This is a genomic window from Nonomuraea sp. NPDC059194 (genome assembly GCF_042754765.1).
Taxonomy (GTDB): domain Bacteria; phylum Actinomycetota; class Actinomycetes; order Streptosporangiales; family Streptosporangiaceae; genus Nonomuraea.
This window is the reverse complement of sequence record NZ_JBHZBH010000011.1, coordinates 167,970-188,775: the sequence shown is the minus strand read 5'-3', so window position 1 is coordinate 188,775 and position 20,806 is coordinate 167,970. Positions and strand designations below refer to the sequence as shown.

Annotated in this window: 16 protein-coding genes; 12 read left to right on the top strand and 4 right to left on the bottom strand. The window is 69.4% G+C overall.

The window, feature by feature from the left end; translation table 11 throughout:
• The first annotated feature begins 368 nt into the window (after window positions 1–368).
• Window positions 369–2,045 carry a maltose alpha-D-glucosyltransferase gene (gene treS, locus ACFXJ8_RS16835; protein ID WP_379644801.1) on the top strand — a complete coding sequence of 559 codons (1,677 nt, stop codon included), beginning with the start codon at window positions 369–371 and terminating at the stop codon, window positions 2,043–2,045.
• 21 nt (window positions 2,046–2,066) lie between these two features.
• Here treS and ACFXJ8_RS16830 read toward each other — a convergent pair whose 3' ends face one another.
• The 3 genes from ACFXJ8_RS16830 to ACFXJ8_RS16820 are packed head-to-tail and all read right to left on the bottom strand — an operon-like array spanning window position 2,067 to window position 5,562.
• Window positions 2,067–4,328 (bottom strand): FtsX-like permease family protein, encoded by a 2,262-nt coding sequence (locus ACFXJ8_RS16830; protein ID WP_379644800.1) that lies wholly within the window; start codon window positions 4,326–4,328, stop codon window positions 2,067–2,069.
• Window positions 4,325–5,059 (bottom strand): ABC transporter ATP-binding protein, encoded by a 735-nt coding sequence (locus tag ACFXJ8_RS16825; protein ID WP_379644799.1) that lies wholly within the window; start codon window positions 5,057–5,059, stop codon window positions 4,325–4,327. The genes ACFXJ8_RS16830 and ACFXJ8_RS16825 overlap by 4 nt, the downstream gene beginning before the upstream one ends.
• Window positions 5,056–5,562 carry a PadR family transcriptional regulator gene (locus ACFXJ8_RS16820; protein ID WP_379644798.1) on the bottom strand — a complete coding sequence of 169 codons (507 nt, stop codon included), beginning with the start codon at window positions 5,560–5,562 and terminating at the stop codon, window positions 5,056–5,058. Before ACFXJ8_RS16820 ends, ACFXJ8_RS16825 begins: the two co-directional genes overlap by 4 nt.
• Window positions 5,563–5,685: 123 nt before the next feature.
• On the opposite strand from ACFXJ8_RS16820, the gene ACFXJ8_RS16815 reads away from it, so the two are divergent.
• From ACFXJ8_RS16815 to ACFXJ8_RS16770, 10 genes are all read left to right on the top strand, one after another.
• A complete protein-coding gene (locus tag ACFXJ8_RS16815) occupies window positions 5,686–6,903 on the top strand; it encodes an ABC transporter substrate-binding protein (protein WP_379644797.1) in 1,218 nt (405 codons plus the stop codon).
• Between the two features lie 16 nt (window positions 6,904–6,919).
• Entirely contained in the window at window positions 6,920–8,236 is a 1,317-nt protein-coding gene (locus tag ACFXJ8_RS16810; protein WP_379644796.1) for an ABC transporter substrate-binding protein, read from the top strand.
• 12 nt (window positions 8,237–8,248) lie between these two features.
• The gene (locus ACFXJ8_RS16805; protein WP_379644795.1) at window positions 8,249–9,664 is read left to right on the top strand and encodes an ABC transporter permease subunit; all 1,416 of its coding nucleotides are present in this window, start codon (window positions 8,249–8,251) and stop codon (window positions 9,662–9,664) included.
• Entirely contained in the window at window positions 9,664–10,539 is an 876-nt protein-coding gene (locus tag ACFXJ8_RS16800; protein ID WP_379644794.1) for a carbohydrate ABC transporter permease, read from the top strand. Before ACFXJ8_RS16805 ends, ACFXJ8_RS16800 begins: the two co-directional genes overlap by 1 nt.
• A 220-nt stretch (window positions 10,540–10,759) precedes the next feature.
• Window positions 10,760–12,235 carry a M1 family metallopeptidase gene (locus tag ACFXJ8_RS16795; RefSeq protein WP_379644793.1) on the top strand — a complete coding sequence of 492 codons (1,476 nt, stop codon included), beginning with the start codon at window positions 10,760–10,762 and terminating at the stop codon, window positions 12,233–12,235.
• Window positions 12,236–12,288: 53 nt separating this feature from the next.
• A complete protein-coding gene (locus tag ACFXJ8_RS16790; protein ID WP_379644792.1) occupies window positions 12,289–12,966 on the top strand; it encodes a uracil-DNA glycosylase in 678 nt (225 codons plus the stop codon).
• 11 nt (window positions 12,967–12,977) lie between these two features.
• Complete coding sequence (locus tag ACFXJ8_RS16785; RefSeq protein ID WP_379644791.1) at window positions 12,978–13,304, top strand: hypothetical protein; 327 nt, start codon at window positions 12,978–12,980, stop codon at window positions 13,302–13,304.
• A 63-nt stretch (window positions 13,305–13,367) separates the two neighbouring features.
• Window positions 13,368–13,661, top strand: a complete 294-nt coding sequence (locus ACFXJ8_RS16780; protein WP_379644790.1) for an MTH1187 family thiamine-binding protein — start codon at window positions 13,368–13,370, stop codon at window positions 13,659–13,661.
• Window positions 13,662–13,829: 168 nt separating this feature from the next.
• Window positions 13,830–15,395, top strand: a complete 1,566-nt coding sequence (locus ACFXJ8_RS16775) for an FAD-dependent monooxygenase (protein WP_379644789.1) — start codon at window positions 13,830–13,832, stop codon at window positions 15,393–15,395.
• Window positions 15,396–15,421: 26 nt separating this feature from the next.
• Window positions 15,422–16,288: a winged helix-turn-helix transcriptional regulator gene (locus tag ACFXJ8_RS16770; protein WP_379644788.1), complete on the top strand. Its 867-nt coding sequence runs from the start codon at window positions 15,422–15,424 to the stop codon at window positions 16,286–16,288.
• A gap of 244 nt (window positions 16,289–16,532) precedes the next feature.
• Here ACFXJ8_RS16770 and ACFXJ8_RS16765 read toward each other — a convergent pair whose 3' ends face one another.
• Window positions 16,533–17,489, bottom strand: a complete 957-nt coding sequence (locus ACFXJ8_RS16765) for a hypothetical protein (RefSeq protein ID WP_379644787.1) — start codon at window positions 17,487–17,489, stop codon at window positions 16,533–16,535.
• Window positions 17,490–18,920: 1,431 nt separating this feature from the next.
• Here ACFXJ8_RS16765 and ACFXJ8_RS16760 point away from each other — a divergent pair.
• Window positions 18,921–20,669: an ABC transporter family substrate-binding protein gene (locus tag ACFXJ8_RS16760; protein WP_379644786.1), complete on the top strand. Its 1,749-nt coding sequence runs from the start codon at window positions 18,921–18,923 to the stop codon at window positions 20,667–20,669.
• The last annotated feature ends 137 nt before the right edge of the window (window positions 20,670–20,806 follow it).

The window sequence follows — 20,806 nt, the reverse complement described above, 5'->3', positions numbered from 1 at the left end:
CACCTGCGCCAAGAGGATATCGACGTCGGCGGGCGACCTACCCACATTTTCCCGCATGCGCGGCGTCCCCGCAGGGGACCTAGCGACTGACCTGCGAATTTCATCACCGAGAACACTGGGTAACGGGACGATTACAAAGTGATCTCCTGGGTATGACGACCACTACAACGAAGCGGGTTCCGGAGGGCCACGGGGCTGATAGTGTTCGGCCCGTAAGCGCCGTAGATTCCCGGGCATCAGGTCACAAATCTGATCCCGGCAGGGCATGGGTTCGCAGGGATGACGACTCCAGGCGGCGCGGTCACCACAAACAACGCCGGGGAAACCGGTGACTTCGTCCTGCCCACATCTCCTTCTGTGAGCGTCATATGTACAACCCATCGGTCTCCGAGACGTTCGTCTCGGCCGATCCACGCTGGTACAAGCGGGCGGTGTTCTACGAGGTGCTCGTCCGGGGGTTCAAGGACTCCAACGGCGACGGGACCGGAGACCTGCGTGGTCTCATCGAGAAGCTCGACTACCTTCAATGGCTCGGCGTCGACTGCCTGTGGCTGCTGCCGCTGTACGAGTCGCCGCTGCGCGATGGCGGCTACGACATCTCCGACTACGGGAAGATCCTGCCCGACTTCGGTGATCTCGGTGACTTCGTGCAGCTCATCGAGTCCGCGCACGCGCGCGGGATCCGCATCATCACCGACCTGGTGATGAACCACACGAGCGACCAGCACCCGTGGTTCCAGGCTTCGCGCCATGACCCCGAGGGGCCTTACGGCGACTTCTACGTGTGGGCCGACGAGCCGACCGGCTACCCCGACGCGCCGATCATCTTCATCGGCGCCGAGGAGTCGAACTGGACCTATGACCCGGTGCGCAAGCAGTACTACTGGCACCGCTTCTTCCACCACCAGCCGGACCTCAACTATGACAACCCTGCCGTGCAGGAGGCGATGCTGGAGGTCCTGAGGTTCTGGCTGGACCTCGGGATCGACGGGTTCCGGCTGGACGCGGTGCCGTACCTGTTCGAGAGGGAGGGCACCGACTGCAGCGGGCTGGCCGAGACCCACGCCTACCTCAAGAAGGTGCGCGCCGAGGTCGACCGCCTCTACCCCGACAGGGTGCTGCTGGCCGAGGCGAACGGCTGGCCCGAGGACGTGGTCGAGTACTTCGGCGACCCCACCACGGGCGGCGACGAGTGCCACATGGCCTTCCACTTCCCGCTGATGCCGCGCATCTACATGGCGGTGAAGAAGGAGACGCGCGAGCCGATCTCGGAGATCATGTCGCGCACCCCGAAGCTTCCCGACAGCGCCCAGTGGGGCATCTTCCTCCGCAACCACGACGAGCTGACGCTCGAGACGGTGACCGAGGAAGAGCGCGACTACATGCACGCCGAGTACGCCAAGGACCCGCGCATGCGGGCCTACCTCGGCATCAGGCGGCGTCTGGCGCCGCTGCTCGACAACAACCGCGACCTGATCGAGCTGTTCACGGCGCTGCTGCTCAGCCTCCCCGGCTCGCCGGTGATGTACTACGGCGACGAGATCGGCATGGGCGACAACATCTGGCTGGAGGACCGCGACTCGGTCCGCACGCCGATGCAGTGGAGCCCCGACCGCAACGCGGGCTTCTCCACCGCCGACCCCGGCAGGCTCTACCTGCCGACGGTCATGGACCCCATCTACGGCTTCCAGGCGGTCAACGTGGAGGCGCAGCAGAAGACCGAGTCGTCGCTGCTGCACTTCACCCGCAGGATGCTGCAGATCCGCCGCCAGCACCCGGTCTTCGGCACCGGCGCCTACACCGAGATGTGGTCGTCGAACCCGTCGGTCCTCACGTTCACGCGTGAGGAGGGCGACGACCTGATGCTGTGCGTGAACAACCTGTCGAAGTTCCCGCAGCCGGTGGAGCTTGACCTGCGCCGCTTCGAGGGCATGGTGCCCGTCGAGGCCAGGGGCGGCGTCCGCTTCCCGAAGATCGGCCAGTCGCCGTACGTGCTGACCCTGCCGGGGCACGGCTTCTACTGGTTCGCGCTGAAGGCCGACTAGCGGCCTCCTCGCAGGTGCCGGTCACCTCGCGGTGATCGGCACCTGCGCTCTTGCCGCCTTGCGCGCGGGGATCAGGGCGACGGCCAGGGCCGCTCCCACGGCCACCAGCACCGCCACGACCAGCATGAGAGTCGAGGGCGGGCGGGCGATGCCCGCTCCCACGCCGCTGGTGTGCCCCTGCAGGTCGATCAGGCCCCGCACGACGAACGAGCCCACGGCCGTGCCGACGACGACGCCGAGGACCACCAGCAGCCCCGTTCCCGTCACCAGCGTGGCCATGACCTGCCGCGGGGTGAGCCCCATGGCCTTCAGCACCGCCAGGTCGTGGGCGTGGTCGCGCAGGCCGAGCGCGCTGGCCGTCAGCAGGTTCGCCAGGCCGATCAGGGCGAGCACGCCGACGAGCGCGACGATGACCACGCGGATGACCGCCAGCCGCTCGGCCGGGTTGACCACGCGCTGGATCTCCAGCCCCTCCCCCGAGGCCACCAGCAGCCTGTCACGCACCTCCGCGGGGTCGGCGCCCTGCTTCAGCGCCAGGCCCCAGAACTCGGGCGGCACCACGTCCTTGGCCGCCAGGCTGTCCACGCCGAGCGAGAGCACCTGGCCGTCGAGGTCGGGCTCGACCGTCCTGCCGACGATGCGCACGATCAGCGGGGTGCCGCCGACCGACAGCCACACCCTGTCGCCGATCTTCACCTTGAGCAGGTCGAGCAGGCCCTGCCCGGCGACGGCCTCGCCCCTGTCGGCGTACATGCGGCCCTCGACCACCGGGAAGGGGTACGGCGAGGCGGACCCGCCGATCGCCCGCACCCTGATGGACCTGGCCTCGCCGGGCACCAGCGCGTCGACCTCGGCTCCCGGATAGACCTGCTGGACGGCGGGGTCGCGCTGGGCGATCGCCTTGGCCTCCTCGGGGGTCAGCTTGCCGGGGCGTGCCAGCAGCTGGGCGTGCTGGCCCACCTGCTCGGGGTGGGCGAGGAAGTTGTCGAGCGTGGCCCAGACGCCGAGGCCGATGGTGATCATCATCATCGGCACGGCGAGGCCGAACGTCGTCAGGAAGGCGGGCACCCGCCTGGAGAAGGCGTCGCGGGCGCCCAGCACGAGCGCGGGCGGCAGCCGTACGAGGAGGGCGAGCCTGGCCAGCCGCGACAGGCGTCCGCGCGGCGGCGTGGAGGGCGCGGCGGGAATGGGCGGCGTACGGCTGCCGCGCCAGGCCGGCACGCCCACGGCCACCAGCACGACCAGCGCGGTGCCCGCGGCGATGACCAGCAGCGGCACGAGCGCGACGGAGCCCCTGTCGAGCACCAGCCAGGCCACCAGCCATCCGGGCAGCACGCCGAGCGCGATGCCCAGCAGGCCGAGCGCGCCGTGCTCGACCAGCAGCAGGCCCGCCACCTGGCCCCTGGTGAAGCCCATGGACTTCAGCGTCGCCAGGTCGCGCAGCTGCGACAGCACCCGGCCGCCCGCGGCGTTGGCCAGCGCGAGCGCGGCGGCCACCAGGCCGACGATGCCGAACAGCGCCAGCAGCGTGCCGAGCAGGCGGTTGTCCAGCTCCATGGCGGCGCGCACCTCGCGCCAGGTGTAGACGCGCTGGACCTCCTCGTCGAGCATCACCACGACGCGCTGGGAGACGAACTGGGTCGCCTCGACGTCGTCGAGGCGCAGGCCCGTCACCCACTCGCTGCGGCCGAGCTCGGGCTCGACCCGGTCGAGCTTCTCCGGCAGCACCCAGATCAGGCCGGGTGTCCACTCGGGGTAGAAGCCCTGGTCGGCGGTGTCGGCGAGGCCGCGCACGTACAGCACGTGGCGGGCGCCGCTCAGCGCGGTCACGGTGACCGCGCTGCCCAGGCGCAGCCCGAGCGCCCTGGCGAAGGAGCTCTCGACGACCACGCCGTCGGGCTGGGCGGGGTTGAGCCAGCCGCCGTCGGCCACCACGGGCCGCGCCACCTCGGGCGGGGCCACCGGCATGGCGCGCAGCGCGGCGGGCGCCTTCCCGCGCTCCTGCAGCACCGTCACGGGCGCCGTGCGGTACGGCCCTGACGCCTGCGTCACCCCGTCGATCCCCTTGAGCGCGACGACCTGCGGCCTGTCCTTGGTGTGGACCCACAGGTGGGCGCCGTTGGTCTGGGCGAACAGGCCGCGCCAGGGGTTGGTGCCGTCCTCCAGCAGGGTGGCCGCGGTGATCAGCGCGGCCACGATGCCGGCGATCGTCAACACGGTCAGTACGGCCTGGCCGCGCCTGGCGCGCAGGTCGGCCTTGATCCATCGGGCGCCGGCTCTCATCGAAGGTCGATGACCTCTCCCGCGCCGCCGCCCCTGCCGGGACGCCTGCGAGCGATCTTGCCGTCGTCGACGATCTGGCCGTCGAGCAGCGAGACGACCCGGTCGGCAAGGCTGGCCACCCTGGCGTCGTGGGTGACCAGGACGATCGTCTGCCCCTCGCGGTGCACCTCGCTCAGCAGGCGAAGCACGTCGCGGGTGTTGCGGCTGTCGAGGTTGCCGGTGGGCTCGTCGGCCAGCAGCAGGCTCGGCTTGTTGGCCAGCGCGCGGGCCAGGGCCACGCGCTGCTGCTCGCCGCCCGACAGCTGGGCGGGCGAGGCCTCGACCCGCTCGGTGAGGCTGAGGGCGTCCAGGAGGTACTCCCTGCGCTCGCGCGCCTCCTTCGGCGAGGCCCCGGCCAGCAGCGCGGGCAGCTCGACGTTGTCGGCGACGGTCATGCTGGCGACCAGGTTGAAGAACTGGAAGACGAACCCGATCTTCCTGCGTCGCAGCAGCGCCCACGCGCTCTCGGAGAGCGTGTCGGCGCGCCGGCCGTCCAGCCAGATCTCGCCGCTGGTGCGGGTGTCGAGCCCGCCGAGCATGTGCACGAGCGTCGACTTGCCCGAGCCGGACGGGCCCATGATCGCGACGAACTCGCCCTCGTCGACCTGCAGATCCACGCCGCGCACCGCGGGAACGGGCACGTGCTTGTTCTGGTAGATCTTCACAAGGTTGACGGTTTTGAGCACGGTCACGTCAGATCCTCCTGGCAGCGTTCGAGCCAGTCGAGGTCGGCCTGCAGGTGCAGCATGGCGCCCTCGATCAGCAGGAGCGCGACCTGGTTGTCCTGATCGGTCCGCTCGGCCAGTTCGTTGAGATCGCGCATCAGCGCAAGGTAGTGGCGGCGCTGCCGGTTGATCAACGCCATGCGGTCGGCGATGCCGGTCAGCGGGGCGAGGACGAGCTTCATGAAGAACTCGTCGCGCACCCGCGGGCCCTCCGTCGGCTCGTCGACCCAGTCGGTGAGCGTGTCGCGGCCATTGGCCGTCAGGTAGTAGACCTTCTTGTTCGGCCGGTTGGACTGCTCGACGTCAACGGCCCTGACCAGGCCGTCCTTCTCCAGACGGCCTAGGGTCACGTAGATCTGGCCGATGTTGGGTGAGGGGTACGCAGTGCCGAAGGTTTGCTCCAGAGCCTGCTTGAGCTCGTACCCGTGTGCGGGTTCCTTCGCGAGGAGCGCCAGCAGGTGCAACCGCACGCCCCACCTCCTCGTTACGCGCTCGTTACGGACATATCCGTTGACGTTCAGATTAGCGCTGTGCATAACATGAATGCATCTACCTAACACGAATGTAATCCGGTCGAAATTTGGAGGTCATGCGTGTTCCGTCCCCTTTCCGTGATCCTGATCGCGCTCCTGGTGGCCGGATGCGCGGCGGCGACGGAAGAGGGCGGGGAAGACCCCAACGGCCCGATCACCTTCGCCACGGGACGCGACACCACCGGCTATCTACAACCCCTGCTGGACCGGTGGAACAAGGCGCACCCCGCGCAGAAGGTGACGCTGCTCGAACTGCCGGAGGCGGCCGACGAGCAGCGCGCACAACTGGTGTCGAACCTGCAGGCCAGGAGCGACCGCTACGACGTGCTCGGACTCGATGTGGTGTGGACGGCGGAGTTCGCCGACAACGGCTGGATCATCCCCCTGGAGCGCGGGCAGTTCCCGCTCGACAGGTTCCTGCCGCCGGTCGTCGACACCGCGGTCTACCGGGGCAAGCTCTGGGCGGTGCCGTACACCAGCAACGCCGGGCTGCTCTACTACCGCAAGGACCTGGTCAAGAAGCCGCCCACGACCTGGGCCGCGCTTCGCGCACAGGCACTTGCGATCACCAAGAAGCACGACATCGGCGGCTACGCGGGACAGCTGGCCGCCTATGAGGGACTGACGGTCAACTTCGCCGAGGCGGTCCAGTCGGCGGGCGGAAGCCTGCTCGACCTGGACGAGGCCAAGGCGAAGCAGGCGCTCGACTTCTTCACCCAGGGCCTGCGCGAGGGATGGATCCCTCCGCAGGCGCTGAACTACAAGGAGGAGGAGTCGAGGCTGGCCTTCCAGAACGGACAGCTGGTCTTCGCCCGCAACTGGCCCCACGCGTACGGCCCCGCCACGCAGTCGAAGGTGGCGGGCAAGTTCGCGGTGACCAGGCTCCCCGGCCCCGACGGGCCGGGATCGAGCTCGCTGGGCGGCGCCAACCTGGCCATCAGTGCCTACTCCAAGCGGCAGAACACCGCGCAGGAGTTCATCAAGTACTTCACCAGTCTGGAGAACGAGCGACGCGTGCTGACCGAGGGTTCCTTCCCCCCGGTGTGGGCCGAGCTCTATGACGACCCTTCGCTGATCAAGCGCTTCCCCTATCTGCCCGTGCTGAAGGAGAGCATCCTCGCGGCCAAGCCGCGACCGGTCAGCGCGAACTACAACCAGCTGAGCCTGGTGATCGCCAGTGCGGTCTCCAAGGCCTTCAGCCCGCCGTACGACCAGCCAACCGATGACGTGGCTGCCTCCATGAAGGCAGAGCTAGCCGAGATCATCGCAACCCAGTGATACGAGGTCAGGCATCATGCGCAAAGCAGTTGTTCTGGCGGGGCTCGCGGTAGCCGTCGCCGCCTGCGGCAACGCCCCAACGACGACCCCCCAGCAGACCGGAGCCGCCAGCTCCGCGCCGGCCGCCGCCACCAAGGCCCTGGAGGGGGTGAAGATCGAGGTCGCCGCCAAGTGGACCGGTGAGGAGCAGACCAACTTCGAGGCCGTGCTGAAGGCCTTCGAGGACAAGACCGGCGCCGACGTCACCTACGCCTCCACGGGTGAGGACACCGGCGCCTACCTCGGCCCCCGCATCCAGGGCGGCAGCCCGCCCGACATCGCGATCCTCCCGCAGCCGGGCCTGGTCAAGCAGTACGCCGACCAGAAGGCGCTCAAGCCCCTCAGCCCCGAGGTCCAGAAGCAGATCGACGACAACTACACCCCGTACTGGAAGGAGCTCGGCTCCGCGGACGGCCAGGTGTACGGCGTGCTCGTCAAGGCCGCGCACAAGTCGATCATCTGGTACCGCGACGCCGCGTTCACCGACGCCGGCGTGCAGGCTCCGACCACGTGGGACGAGCTGATGAAGACCGCGCAGGCGATCTCCGACTCCGGCACCCCGCCGTTCTCGCTGTGCGGCGCCTCCGGCTGGACGCTCACCGACCTGTTCGAGAACGTCTACCTCTCGAGCGCGGGCCCCGAGAAGTATGACCAGCTCGCCAAGCACGAGATCCCCTGGACCGACGCCTCCGTCGTGACCGCGCTGGAGAAGATGGCCGGCATCTTCGGCAAGAAGGACTACATGGTCGGCGGCAACGCCGGCGCCCTGCAGACCGACTTCCCGACCTGTGTGACCCAGGTGTACGGCCAGGACAAGGGCGCGATGGTCATCGAGGCCGACTTCGTGGCCGCCTCCGCCACCCAGTCCGGCGCCAAGATCGGCGAGTCGGCCAAGGTGTTCCCCTTCCCGAAGGTCGGCGACACCGCGCCGGTCGTCCTCGGCGGTGACATCGCCGTGGCGCTGAAGGAGTCTCCCGGCGCCATGGCGCTGCTGGAGTTCCTGGCCTCCAAGGAGGGCGGCGAGATCTGGGCGAAGCTGCCCGGCTACCTGTCGCCGAACCGCAACGTCTCGCCGGACAACTACCCGAGCGACCTGACCAAGCAGCTGGCGCAGACGATCATCTCCGCCGGTGAGAGCGTCAGGTACGACATGTCCGACCTGGCGCCGAGTGCCTTCGGCGGCACCGACGGCAAGGGCGAGTGGAAGGTGCTGCAGGACTTCCTGCGCGACCCCGCGGACGCCAAGGCCGCTGCCAAGGCCCTTGAGACCGAGGCCGCCAAGGCCTGGAAGTAAAGGGGCGAGGCCGTGACCGACAGGTTGAACGGCCCGACCGACCCGCGCGACACCACGTCGCGCGGGTCCACCCCCGGGCCGGACCCCACCCCCCAGACTCCCGCCGAAAGCCCCGACCCCGCCAATACCCGCGCCAAGACCGGCCGTAGCAGACTGGGCCCCTCGGCCATCGTGGCCTGGTTCTTCGTTCTGCCCGCGATGGTCCTGCTGGGCATCTGGGTCATCTACCCGATCATCTACTCGATCTTCCGCAGCCTCTACGACGCGACCGGCACCCAGTTCGTCGGCCTGCAGAACTACGGCACGATCTTCACCGACTCCGGCACTCTCACCACCATCAGGAACAACCTGATCTGGGTGGTGGTGGCCCCGATCATCGTCACCACGCTGGGCCTGATCTTCGCCGTGCTCACCGAACGCATCAAGTGGTCCACCGCGTTCAAGCTGATCGTGTTCATGCCGATGGCCGTCTCCCTGATGGCCGCCGGCGTCATCTTCCGGCTGGTCTACGAGGAGGCTCCGGACCGCGGCGTGGCCAACGCGCTCATGTCGACGGTCTCGGGCGTCTTCTCCAGCGGCGGCGGCCTGGAGGGGGCGCGGCCGAGGGAGAACGACACCTCGCCCGTCGCCCAGGAGGGCGGCGCGGTCGTCACCAAGCAGCCCGTGCAGGCCGGCCAGCCGGTGCTGATCCCGCTGGTCGGGCTCAAGCCCGAGGCCGTGCCCGCCGACGCCAAGCCCGCCGCGGCGGCCACCGGTCAGGGCCTGACCGGCACCATCTGGCTGGACTTCACGCCAGGAGGCGGCGGCAAGGCGGGCGAGGTCGACGGCACGGAGAAGGGCCTGCCCGGCGTGACCGTGGAGGCGGTCAGCGGCGGCAGCGTCGCGGCCACCGCCACGACCGGCCCCGACGGCACCTTCCGCTTCGAGGGCCTGGCCCCCGGCTCCTACACCGTACGGCTGCCGCAGTCGAACTTCGAGGCGCCGTTCAACGGCCTGACCTGGCTCGGCCCGACCCTGATCACGCCCGCCATCATCGGCGCGTTCGTCTGGGTGTGGGCGGGCTTCGCGATGGTGCTGATCGCGGCCGGCCTGGCCGGAATCCCGCGGGACGCGCTGGAAGCCGCGCGCATCGACGGCGCGACCGAGTGGCAGGTGTTCAGGAAGATCACCGTGCCGCTGCTGTCGCCGGTGCTGCTCGTCGTGTTCGTCACGATGATCATCAATACCTTGAAGGTCTTCGACCTCGTCTTCATCATCGCGCCAGGCTCGGTGCAGCCGAACGCGAACGTGATCGCGCTGGAGATGTGGCGAGTCTCCTTCGGCGGGGGCAACAACCAGGGGCTGGGCAGCGCGCTCGCGATCTTCCTGCTGGTCCTGGTCCTGCCGTTCATGGTCATGAACATCCGCCGGTTCAGGAGGGAGCAGTGATGGCTCACGTTCAGGCGGGAGCCGTACGGCGAGGCCCTATCGGCAGGATCGTCGACCGCCTCGGCGGCGGCGCCGTCCAGGTCGTGATGATCCTCATCGGGCTGTTCTGGCTGGTCCCGACCCTCGGCCTGCTCGTCGTCTCACTGCGCGACGAGACGGTCAACAACTCCGAGGGCTGGTGGACGATCTTCACCAAGCCCGCCGAGCTGACGATCAGCAGCTACTCCAGCCTGCTGGCCACCGGCTTCTCCGCGTCGTTCTGGAACACGGTCCTGATCACCGTGCCCACCACGGTGCTGGTGATCGGCATCGCCGCGATGGCGGCCTACGCCTTCGCGTGGATGGAGTTCCGCGGGCGCGACACGCTGTTCCTGGTCGTGGTCGGCCTGCTGATCGTGCCGATCCAGATCGCGCTGATCCCGATCGCGACCCTGTACGGCCAGGTCGGCATCTTCGGCACGATCCCCGGCGTGGTCCTGTTCCACGTCGCGTTCGGCCTGCCCTTCGCGATCTTCCTGCTCCGCAACTTCTTCGTCGGCATCCCGGCCTCGCTGCTGGAGGCGGCCAGGATGGACGGCGCGTCGGAGTGGAAGATCTTCGCGACCGTGGTGTTCCCGCTGGGCAAGCCCGCGATCGCCTCGCTGGGGATCTTCCAGTTCCTGTGGGTGTGGAACGACCTGCTCATCGCGCTGGTCTTCGCCGACACCGCGTCGCAGCCCATGACCAAGGCGCTGCAGTCGCAGATGCGGCAGTTCGGGACCAACGTCGACATCATCGCGCCCGGCGCCTTCCTGTCGCTGATCATTCCGCTGGTGCTGTTCTTCGCCTTCCAGCGGTACTTCGTGCAGGGCATGATGGCCGGCTCGGTGAAGTGATCCACGGGCGCCCGCCTGCCTCCAGGGGCAGACGGGCGGGCGCCCGCGAAATACCCCCGACGGGCGGGCGCCCGCATGTTGCCGCAGGCGTGCGTGTGTCCGCGGTCACCCGCGGACGGGTGCGCGCCCGTCGGGTCTCCACTGCCAACGGGCGCTCATGGGATGCGCTCGTGGGGCCCGCTCGTGGGGGTGCGCTCGTGGGGTGCGCGAGAATCACGTTATGAAGCGTCTTCTCGCGCTGACCGCCGTCGCGGCGCTCACCCTGCCGTTCCCGCCCGCCGTGGCCGACGCCCCGGGCGGTCAGAGCCCGGCCGACGCCCCGGGTGCTCCAGGCCTGGCCGACTCCTCGGGCGCTCAGAGCGGGGCTGACGCCCCGGGGGCGCAGAGCGCGGCTGACTCCCCCGGCGCCCAGGGCGCGGGTGACCCGTACTTCCCTGCGCAGGGCAACGGCGGCTACGACGCCCGCCACTACGACCTGGCGCTCGACTACGACCCCGGCACCCGCGTGCTCAAGGGCACCGCGACGATCAGCGCGCACAGCACCCAGACGCTCACCCGCTTCAACCTCGACCTGGTCAGGAGCCTGACCGTCGCCTCCGTCGCCGTCGACGGCACGAAAGCGCGGTTCACGCGCCAGGCCGACGAGCTGGTCGTCACCCCCGCCGCCGCGATCGCCAAGGGCAAGGCGTTCAGGGTCGTGGTCGCCTACCGCGGCAAGCCCACCCACCTCGTCGATCCCGACGGCTCGAAGGAAGGCTGGGTGCGCACGCCCGACGGCGTGTTCAACGCCAACGAGCCGCAGGGCGCCAAGACCTGGTACCCCGGCAACCATCACATGACCGACAAGGCCCGCTACCGGTTCGCGGTGACCGTACCGAACGGGCGCGTGGCGGTCGCCAACGGCGAGCTCGTCTCCCGCAACACCACCATGGGCAGGACGACCTACGTCTGGACCGCCAAGGAGCCGATGGCCAGCTACCTGACGACGGTCTCCATCGGCGCCTTCAAGCTCACCGACACCAAGGTCGGCGGCCTGCGCACGATCGTCGCCGTCGACCCCGCGCAGGCGGCGGCGGCCAAGCGCCTGGTGCGGCGGCACGGCCCGGTGCTGGCCTACTTCAGCGGACTGTTCGGCCCCTACCCGTTCTCCGTCACCGGCGCGATCGTCGACAACGCCCCCGAGGTCGGCTACGCGCTGGAGACGCAGACCAGGCCGATCTACCCGAACAACCCCGACGACGCCCTGCTCGCGCACGAGCTGGCCCACCAGTGGTTCGGCAACGCGGTCACCCCCGAGCGCTGGCAGGACATCTGGCTCAACGAGGGCTTCGCCACCTACGCCGAGTGGCTGTGGGCCGACAAACGCGGCGCCACCCGCCTGTCGGCCGCCTTCGCCAACGCCTACGGCAGGCCCGCCGACGACGCGTTCTGGAAGACCCCGCCCGCCGACCCTGGCGGTGCCAAGAAGCTCTTCGACGACGCCGTCTACTCCCGCGGCGCGATGACCCTGCACGCCCTGCGCAAGAAGGTCGGTGACAAGGTGTTCTTCACGATCCTGCGCACCTGGGTCAGCGACCACAAGTACGGCAACGCCGCCACCGCCGACTTCGTCGCCCTGTCGGAGAAGGTCTCGGGCGAGCAGCTCGACGCCTTCTTCACCGCGTGGCTGGTCAAACCGGTCAAACCCGCTTTGTGATCTTTTCGGTACGGCATGCGGTCTGTCGGACCTGATCGGTAGGGTGCATGACCATGGCCGGTCGTCCCCTGCACGAAGTAGTCGAACCAGGATGGGCTAGCGCCCTCGAGCCCGTCGCCGAGCGAATCTCGGAGATGGGCGAGTTCCTCCGCAACGAGATCGCCGAGGGCAGGCAGTACCTCCCCTCGGGTTCCCATGTCCTGCGCGCCTTCAATCAGCCCTTCGACGAGGTCAAGGTGCTGATCGTGGGCCAGGACCCCTACCCCACGCCCGGGCATCCCGTCGGATTGTCCTTCTCCGTGGCCCCCGACGTGCGCCCGCTGCCCGGCAGCCTGCGCAACATCTACAAGGAGATGGAGACCGACCTCGGCCTGCCGATGCCGTCCAACGGCGACCTGACCCCGTGGGCCGAGCAGGGCGTCCTGCTCCTCAACAGGGTGCTGACCGTCATGCCGGGCAAGCCCGCCTCCCACCGCGGCAAGGGCTGGGAGGAGGTCACCGAGCAGGCCATCCACGCGCTGGTCGCGCGCGACAAGCCCATGGTGGCGATCCTGTGGGGCCGCGACGCCCGCAACCTGGCGCCGATGCTCGGCCGGGTGCCGCGCATCGAGTCCGCCCACCCCTCCCCCCTGTCGGCCCGCAGCGGATTCTTCGGCTCACGGCCCTTCAGTCGCGCCAATGAGCTGCTCGTCCAGCAAGGCGCGACCCCCGTCGAGTGGAAGCTGCCCTAGGCTCTTCTGCCATGAGTGATGAAGAAAAGTTCCTTCGCCTCACGGTCGAGCTGACCGTCGAGGTGCTCGACGTCGCCGCCCTGCAGGCGGCCGCCCTCGCCGAGATCCGGCACCCTGAGGCCGAGCTCGACGAGGACGAGCGCAAGGAGCAGGCGGAGCTGGTCACCTCCGACGAGACCGGCGCGACCGCGCTGCAGTGGCTCATCGAGCCCGACCACGTGCTCTCGCTGATCGAGCACGTCCAGGAGGTCGAGCCTCGCGAGGCCGTTCTGGGCGTCGAGCCCTCCGAGGGGCCCAGCGACGAGGACGACGACGACCACGAAGGTCACGACCACTGAGGCTCCGTGGGTGGGGGCCGCCGCTCCCACCCACGCCTTCCCGTCCGGTCTAGGATCGGGTGCATGATCGTTGCATTCTCCATCACGCCGCTCGGCGTCGGCGAAGGCGTGTCCGAGCCGGTCGCGCGCGCGGTGAAGGTGGTGCGTGAGAGCGGGCTGCCCAACCGCACGGACGCCATGTTCACCACGGTCGAAGGCGAGTGGGACGAGGTGATGGACGTGGTGAAGCGGGCGGTGGAGGCCGTGGGCGAGGTCGCGCCCCGAGTGAGCCTGGTGCTCAAGGCGGACGTGCGCCCTGGCGTCACCGACGGCATGACCAGCAAGGTCGACCGCCTGGAGGAGCACCTGCGCGACTGACGCGCGCCAGCAGCCGGGCGGGGGGCCACCCGGCGAGCGTCTGTGGCGGCGGCCCCGCCGACGGCTCGTGACGACGGATACGCGTAGGGCAAGTCGAGATATATCTTGACCATCGAGTAATTCGCGTCATATCGTGAGCACACGCGATATGTCTCGAAGGAGCTCCCGATGAGAGTACCCGTCCTGATCGTCGGCGGCGGCTACGCGGGCCTCAGCGCCGCGACCATGCTCGCCTGGCGCGGCGTCGACGTCATGCTCGTCGAACGGCACGCGAGCACCTCCATCCAGCCCAAGGCGTACGGCCTCAACCCGCGCGCCGTCGAACTGCTGCGCCCCGTGCCGGGCCTGGAAGCCGAGCTCGGCGCCATCCGGCAGGGCGTCGGCGAGGACATGCGCATCGCGATCGCGGCCAGCCTCACCGACCCGAACCCCGAGATCCTCCTCGACACCAACACCTCGCCCCTCCCCGCCCACCTGTCGCCCGCCCCCTACCTGGGCGCGCCGCAGGCCGAGATCGAGCGGGTCCTGCGCCGCAGGGCCGAGGAGCTGGGCGCCGACCTGCGCTTCTCCACCGAGCTCGTCTCGATGGAGCAGGACGACGACGGCGTGACCGCGCTGATCCGCGCCGACAGCGCCGAGACGACCGTGCGCGCCGACTACGTGATCGCCGCCGACGGCTACCACAGCCCGATCAGGACGGCGTTGCGGATCCCGACCTCGGGCAAGGGCGTACTGAACCACATGCACGCGATCATGTTCGACGCCGACCTGGGCGGCCTGGTCAACGACGGCGAGGTCACCCTCTGGTACCTGCGCAACGACACGTTCACCGGCGTCTTCATCACCGGGACCGGCGTCGGGGCGCACGTGCTCGGCCTCAACGCCGAAAGCAAGGTCGCCGACTTCGACGCCGTCGAGATGATACGGCTCGGCGTCGGCGTGCCCGACCTCGACGTCGCCCTCCTGGACACCACGACGTTCACCATCGCGCACGTCCTGGCCGACACCTACCGGGCGGGACGGGTGTTCCTGGCGGGCGACGCCGCCCACACGATGCCGCCGACCGGCGGACAGGGCGGGAGTACCGCGCTCCAGGACGGGTGCGACCTGGCGTGGCGGCTGTGGCTGGTCGTCTCGGGCCAGGCCGACCCCGCCTTCCTCGACTCCTACGACGCCGAACGCCGCCCCGTCGGTGAGCTGACCGCCGACGCCCAGCTCGCGAACCTCGGCTTCCGCATGCCCGCCGCTCAGCGGGTCGACTATCCCGAGCCCATCGAGGACCCGTTCGCCGTGATCCTCGGCTACCGGTACCGCTCCGCCGCGATTCTGTCCGAGCCTGACGACGACGGTCTGCCGATGGAGGACCCCCGCGTCCCGACCGGCAGGCCGGGCAGCCGCGCCCCGCACGTGGTCCTCGACTGGGACGGGCGCCCGATCTCGGCGCTCGACCTGTTCGGGTCGGGGTTCGTGCTGCTCGCCGGGCCGTACGGACAGCAATGGGTGGACGCGGGACGCGCGGTCAGGGACCGGCTCGGGGTGCGCCTCGCGCCGCACCGCATCGGCGGCGAACTGCTGGACGTCGAGGGGGTCTGGCAGGAGCGGTACGGCGTGGGCGGGAGCGGCGCGGTCCTCGTGCGGCCGGACGGCTACATCGCCTGGCGCAGCCACGGCGCCGACCTCGACCCCGTTGGCACGCTGGAGAGCGCGCTGGGCCGCATCCTCAGTCTCTTTTAGAGACTTAGACGGAGTAGAGTCGTGGCATGACCAGAGAGCTACGCGAGCAGGACGTCCAGTGCTCGATCGCGCAGGCCGCATCCGTGGTCGGCGACTGGTGGAGCCTGCTGATCGTGCGGGAGGCCGCCCGGGGGCGCCTGCGTTTCGAAGAGCTGCTCGGGGAGCTGGGCATCTCCCGCAAGGTCCTGACCGAACGGCTCCGGCACCTGGTCGAGCACGGGGTGCTGGAGCGCAGGCCGTACCAGTCGGGGCCGGTCCGCCACGAGTACGCGCTGACCGACGTGGGGTGGGCGCTGGCGCCGGTGCTGATCGCGATGCAGGACTGGGGCGACCGGTGGCTGGCCGGCGACGGGATCCTGACCGGCGTGGCCACCCCCGGCAGCCCCGAGGCGCGCCGGGTCCACGCGCTGGTCGGCACGCCGATCCCCGCGCCCATGCGACTCGAGAGCGCGAACGGGCCCGTCGAGGTGGTGGACGGGCCCACGGTCCTTTTCACCTACCCGGCGACCGGCGTGCCGTCGCCGCTGCCGCCCGGATGGAGCGACGTGCCGGGGGCGCTGGGCTGCACGCTGGAGAACCGGCTGTTCAAGGGGATGGCCCCCACGTTCGCCGCCGACGGGATCGCGGTGCGCGGAGTGAGCACGCAACGACCCGACGAGCAGGCGGTCTTCGCCGAAATGGAGGAGATACCGTTTCCGCTGCTCTCGGACACCGAGCTACGGCTGGCGGCGGCGCTGCGGCTGCCGACGTTCCGGTCGGGTCAGGTGGTACGGCTCAAGCGGCTGATCCTCGTGGTCGACGCGCTCCGGGTGATCCGGCACGCGATCTTCCCCGTGCTGGACATCCCCGCAGCCGTCACAGAGGCCCACGAACACGCCCGCACCCTCTCCTGACCTTCCCCTGTCCGCCCGGCCTTCTCCGGATCTCCCTTTTCCTGGCCTGCACCCTCCTGCTCCCGCCCGGTCTTCCTTCCTCGCCCCGAGCCGCCCAACCTCAGCCCGACATTCGCTCCTCACACCCGAGCCGCCCCACCCCAGCCCGATCTTCCTCCCCCATGCCTCGCCGATACCTCCGCGCCCAGCGGCCTCCGATCTCCTTGCAGGACGCCTCGCCTTCGGGCCTGCCTGGCGTCCCGCCTCATATCTCTCGATCAGCGGTCGGGGCGAGGAGTTCGTCGCGGCGGGCCAGCAGAGCGGCACGTTCGGCGGACAGCTCGCCGCTGCGCCGCGCGATGGCCGCCACCGTCGCGTCGGCCCACGCCGCCACCTGGGCCACCGCGTCGCGCGTCTCGTTGATCTGCTGGTGCTTCAGCACGTCGGTGATGATGTTGTCGAGGAAGGTGTCCACGAACCACCGCGTGTCCACCTCGGGAAGCCGGGGTCCGCCCGCGATGCCGATGTCCGCCAGCTCCCTTGAGAACACGTCGAGCTGCCGCTGCGCCCGCCACGCCGCCTGGTCGGCCTCCTCCAGCCGGGTACGCTCGACCGCGTCGGCCATGTACCCGCCACCGAGCACGTCCCACTGAGACGCCCCGCTCGCGCTGTTCAGCCGGTCGAGCACGTAGGAGAGCTCACGGCCCACCGCCACGCCCGCCCTCTGCGCCTCGTCGTGCTCGCGCAGGTCGGCGGCCCGGTCGCCGAGCCGTACCGCCAGGTCTGCCAACTCCTGCCCGCGCGGGTCGGCCAGCTCGATCAGCAGCCGCTCCTTGTCGGCGAGCAGCCTCGCGTACTCCTCGTGAACGGGTCCGAGGCGCGCCAGCTCGCCGTCGATCCCCGCGAGGTCGGCTTCGAGCGATGCGACCCGTGCGCGCTGACCATCCAGCCGCTGCCGTGCGGCCTCCACCTCGGCCCGTTCCTGAGTGAGCCGCTCCTCCTTGGAGCCGACCAGCTTGGCGAGGAATCCGGCGAAACCGCTCTCCAGGCGGGTCACGTCGCCCTCCTCGTCGGCGAGCCGCGCCCGGAGATCGGCGACCGCCTGCCGTACCTGGCCGAGCTGACCCGTGACCGCGCCCCGCTGCCGCGTCAGCTGGTCGAAGCGCCGCACCCGCTCCTTCGCCACCCGAAGCTGCTCGTCGATCCCCGCGAAATCCGTCATAACGGCTACGACGTAGAGCCGCCCACGATCGTTCCCCACCACCCGAACACACCCAGCACCGGTTGCCGTGCAGAGCGGGTGGTGGTGCTTGGGGGCACGGTTAGGCGGGTTTGGGCCTGCAGATCGGGTGACGGGGGCGTTGGCGCGCAGCTCAAGCGGGACGCGCGACCGAGCCCGGGGCGCCGCCAGGCCGAGCAGGCGGGGCGACGAGGGCTCGGCGTGCAGCCCACGCGAAACGGGCGACCGAGCCCGGGGCGCCGCCAGACGGCACCTGGGCATACAGGGGGGTTGGCGTGCAGCTCACGGAGGGCGGGTTGGGGGGTCATGCGGCCGGTCGTTCGGCTTCCTGGTGGGCGCCCACTTGGGTCGTCGCTGCCTGCTGGAACGGTGTCGGCCTGGCTCCGGCGGGGGTGGGTGGGCGCCGGTCAGGGCCCTCCGGCCGACGCGGGGCACGGGCCCGGAGCGGACGGGCGGGGAAGGGGATGACCACTGCGTCAACAGGTGTGCTGGGCGCGCCGTTCTCCTGGCCACCCGACGGAGTTCCGTTGGGTGGCGCGGCGTCGGGCCGGTGCCGGGCCGAGGTCCTGTCGGACGGTGCGCCGCCGGGGCGTCCTGCCCAGACCACCGCGCGTGACGCGCGGCCCACCCCACGTGTGTCGGCGGTGAGGCGTCTTGTCCAGCTCACCCCAGGTGACGAGGCGAAGCGGCCGATCCCGCGCGATGATGCGGAAGGCCGTCCCATCGTCGAGCTCACCCCGCGTGAGCGACCCGCCGTCCAGCTCACCCCACGCGACGAGGCGGAGCGGTCGGTCCCCCGCGATGAGGCGGAGGGCCGCCCCATCGTCCAGCTGACGCCACGTGATGCAGCGGAGCGACCCATCGTCGAGCTCACCCCGCGTGAGCCACCCGTCGTCCAGCTCGCCCCGCGGGACGAGGCGGAGCGGCTTGCCGTACGCGAGGCGATGGGGAAAAGCCGGGTGTCCGCGGTCCGCACCGGCCCGAGCGTCGTGCTCGTCGGCGAGGGCGCGCGTCTGGTCCAGGTGACGGCGGGGACGACCGCACTGGGCCCTGACGCGAAACGCTCGTGTACCCGCGTGACGGGTGTGGAATGCTCCATCGGTATCCTCCAGCAGCAAGGGTCGGGGATCACAGGATGGGCGATGACAAGCTTGACGAGCCGCGGCGAACGGGATTCTGTGGACGGGTCAGCGAGGCTGTGGACAACCAGAGAACGCTCCCAGGCGCCTGATTACCATGAGTAACTACTGCGTGGTGATTTGCACCTATTCGCCCCGTCTTTGTTACAGAACATGCCGTTGACGGCATCAGGTCTGCAACACTCTGCTGTGACCCCTTACCTCAGTCTGTGAAGTAATGCTTCATTTCTCCGCAGAGCGACTTGTTGAGTTTCAACCCCCAAGGAGTGAGTCCGTGTCATCTGCACGCAGGGCCGGAAGGTTCCTGGCAGCGGCGACGGGAGCAGCGATCCTGCTGACGGCCTGCGGCGCTACCGACAACGCGCCCGCCGCGGACCCGTCGACCGGCGCCTCCGCCCCGGCCAGCGGCGCCGCCAACGCCTCGACGATCACGCACACGTTCGAGCAGGAGATCAGCTCCTACAACGCCCAGACGGCCGAGGAGTACTCCTCGAAGAACCACATCGTCCTGGGCCGGGTCCTGACGGACTTCTGGTACTACGGCGCCGACGGTTCGGTCACGCCGGACAAGGACATGGGCACGTACGAGAAGACCTCTGACGACCCGCTGACGGTGAAGTACACCATCAACCCGAACGCGGTCTGGTCCGACGGCAACGCCATCGCCTGTGACGACGTCATGCTCACCTACGCGGCCGCCTCCGGCAAGTTCCCCGAGTTCAGCTACATCAGCACGACGACGTGGGACAAGATCAAGATGCCCGAGTGCGCGCCTGGCGACAAGGAGGTGACGCTCAACTACACCCAGTCGTACGGTGACTGGGCCGCCGCTCCCGTCATCCAGCTGCCGGCGCACATCGTCGCCCAGCAGGGTGGGCTCACCGAGCAGGAGATGTTCGACGCCATCAAGGCCGAGGACCACGGCAAGCTCAAGAAGGCCGCCGAGTTCTTCAGCAAGGGCTGGATCTTCAACGGCAAGCTCCCGGACAAGGCGCTCATCCCGTCCTCCGGCCAGTACGTGCTCGACTCCTACTCTCCCGGCCAGTCCATCACCCTGGCCCGCAACGAGAAGTTCTGGGGCGAGAAGGCCAAGACCGAGAAGGTCGTCATCCGCTTCATCGCGCAGGACCAGCAGGTCCAGGCGCTGCAGAACGGTGAGACGAACATCATCGAGCCGCAGTCGAACCCGGACATCCTGGCCCAGGTGCAGGCGCTGCAGAACGTCACTGTGAAGACAGGTGAGCAGTTCCTGTATGACCACCTGGACTTCAACTTCAACAAGGGCCCGTTCAAGGACGCCAAGCTGCGTCAGGCCTTCGCGGCCTGCACCCCGCGGCAGCAGATCGTCGACAACCTGATCAAGCCGCAGAACCCGAACGCCGCCCCGATGAACACCCGCAACATCACGCCGTTCCAGCCGGGCTACGCCGAGGCCGTGGCCTTCGCGGGTTCCGAGAAGTTCAACAAGGTCGACATCGAGGGCGCCAAGAAGCTGATCGCCGACTCGGGCGTCAAGACCCCGATCAAGGTCAACATCGGCTACAACCAGCCGAACCCGCGCCGCACCCAGGTCGTCGAGCTGATCAAGGCCTCGTGTGACCCGGTCGGCTTCGAGATCACCGACACCGGCAGCGAGAAGTTCTTCGACGACGCCGGTGACCTGGCCAACGGCAACTTCGACATCGCTCTGTTCGGTTGGGCCGGTTCGTCGCTGAACAGCGGCTGGACCTCCACCTACCAGACGCCGAAGAAGTGCACCCCGTCGGCCAAGGGCAACAACAAGGGCTGCTACTCCAACAAGGAGTACGACAAGCTCGCCGAGCAGATCCTGGCCGAGACCGACCCGACCAAGGTCGCGCCGCTGATCCAGCAGGTCGAGAAGATCCTCTGGGACGACCTGGCGACGATCCCGCTGTACTCGCAGCCGGCTCTGTCCGCCTGGAGCTCTAACCTCCAGAACGTCCAGCCGAACCCGAGCCAGGCTTCCATCACCTGGAACATGCACCAGTGGGCTGCCCAGTAAGCAGGGCCTAGCCGACAACTGACGCGGGGCCCGGTCACCAGACCGGCCCCGCGTCATGGCTGTAACACCCAAGTCGTCAATATCGTCAGCCCGCCGAAGCCGCGCTCACGAGGCACCGTGGCGGGCCCGGCTCCGGC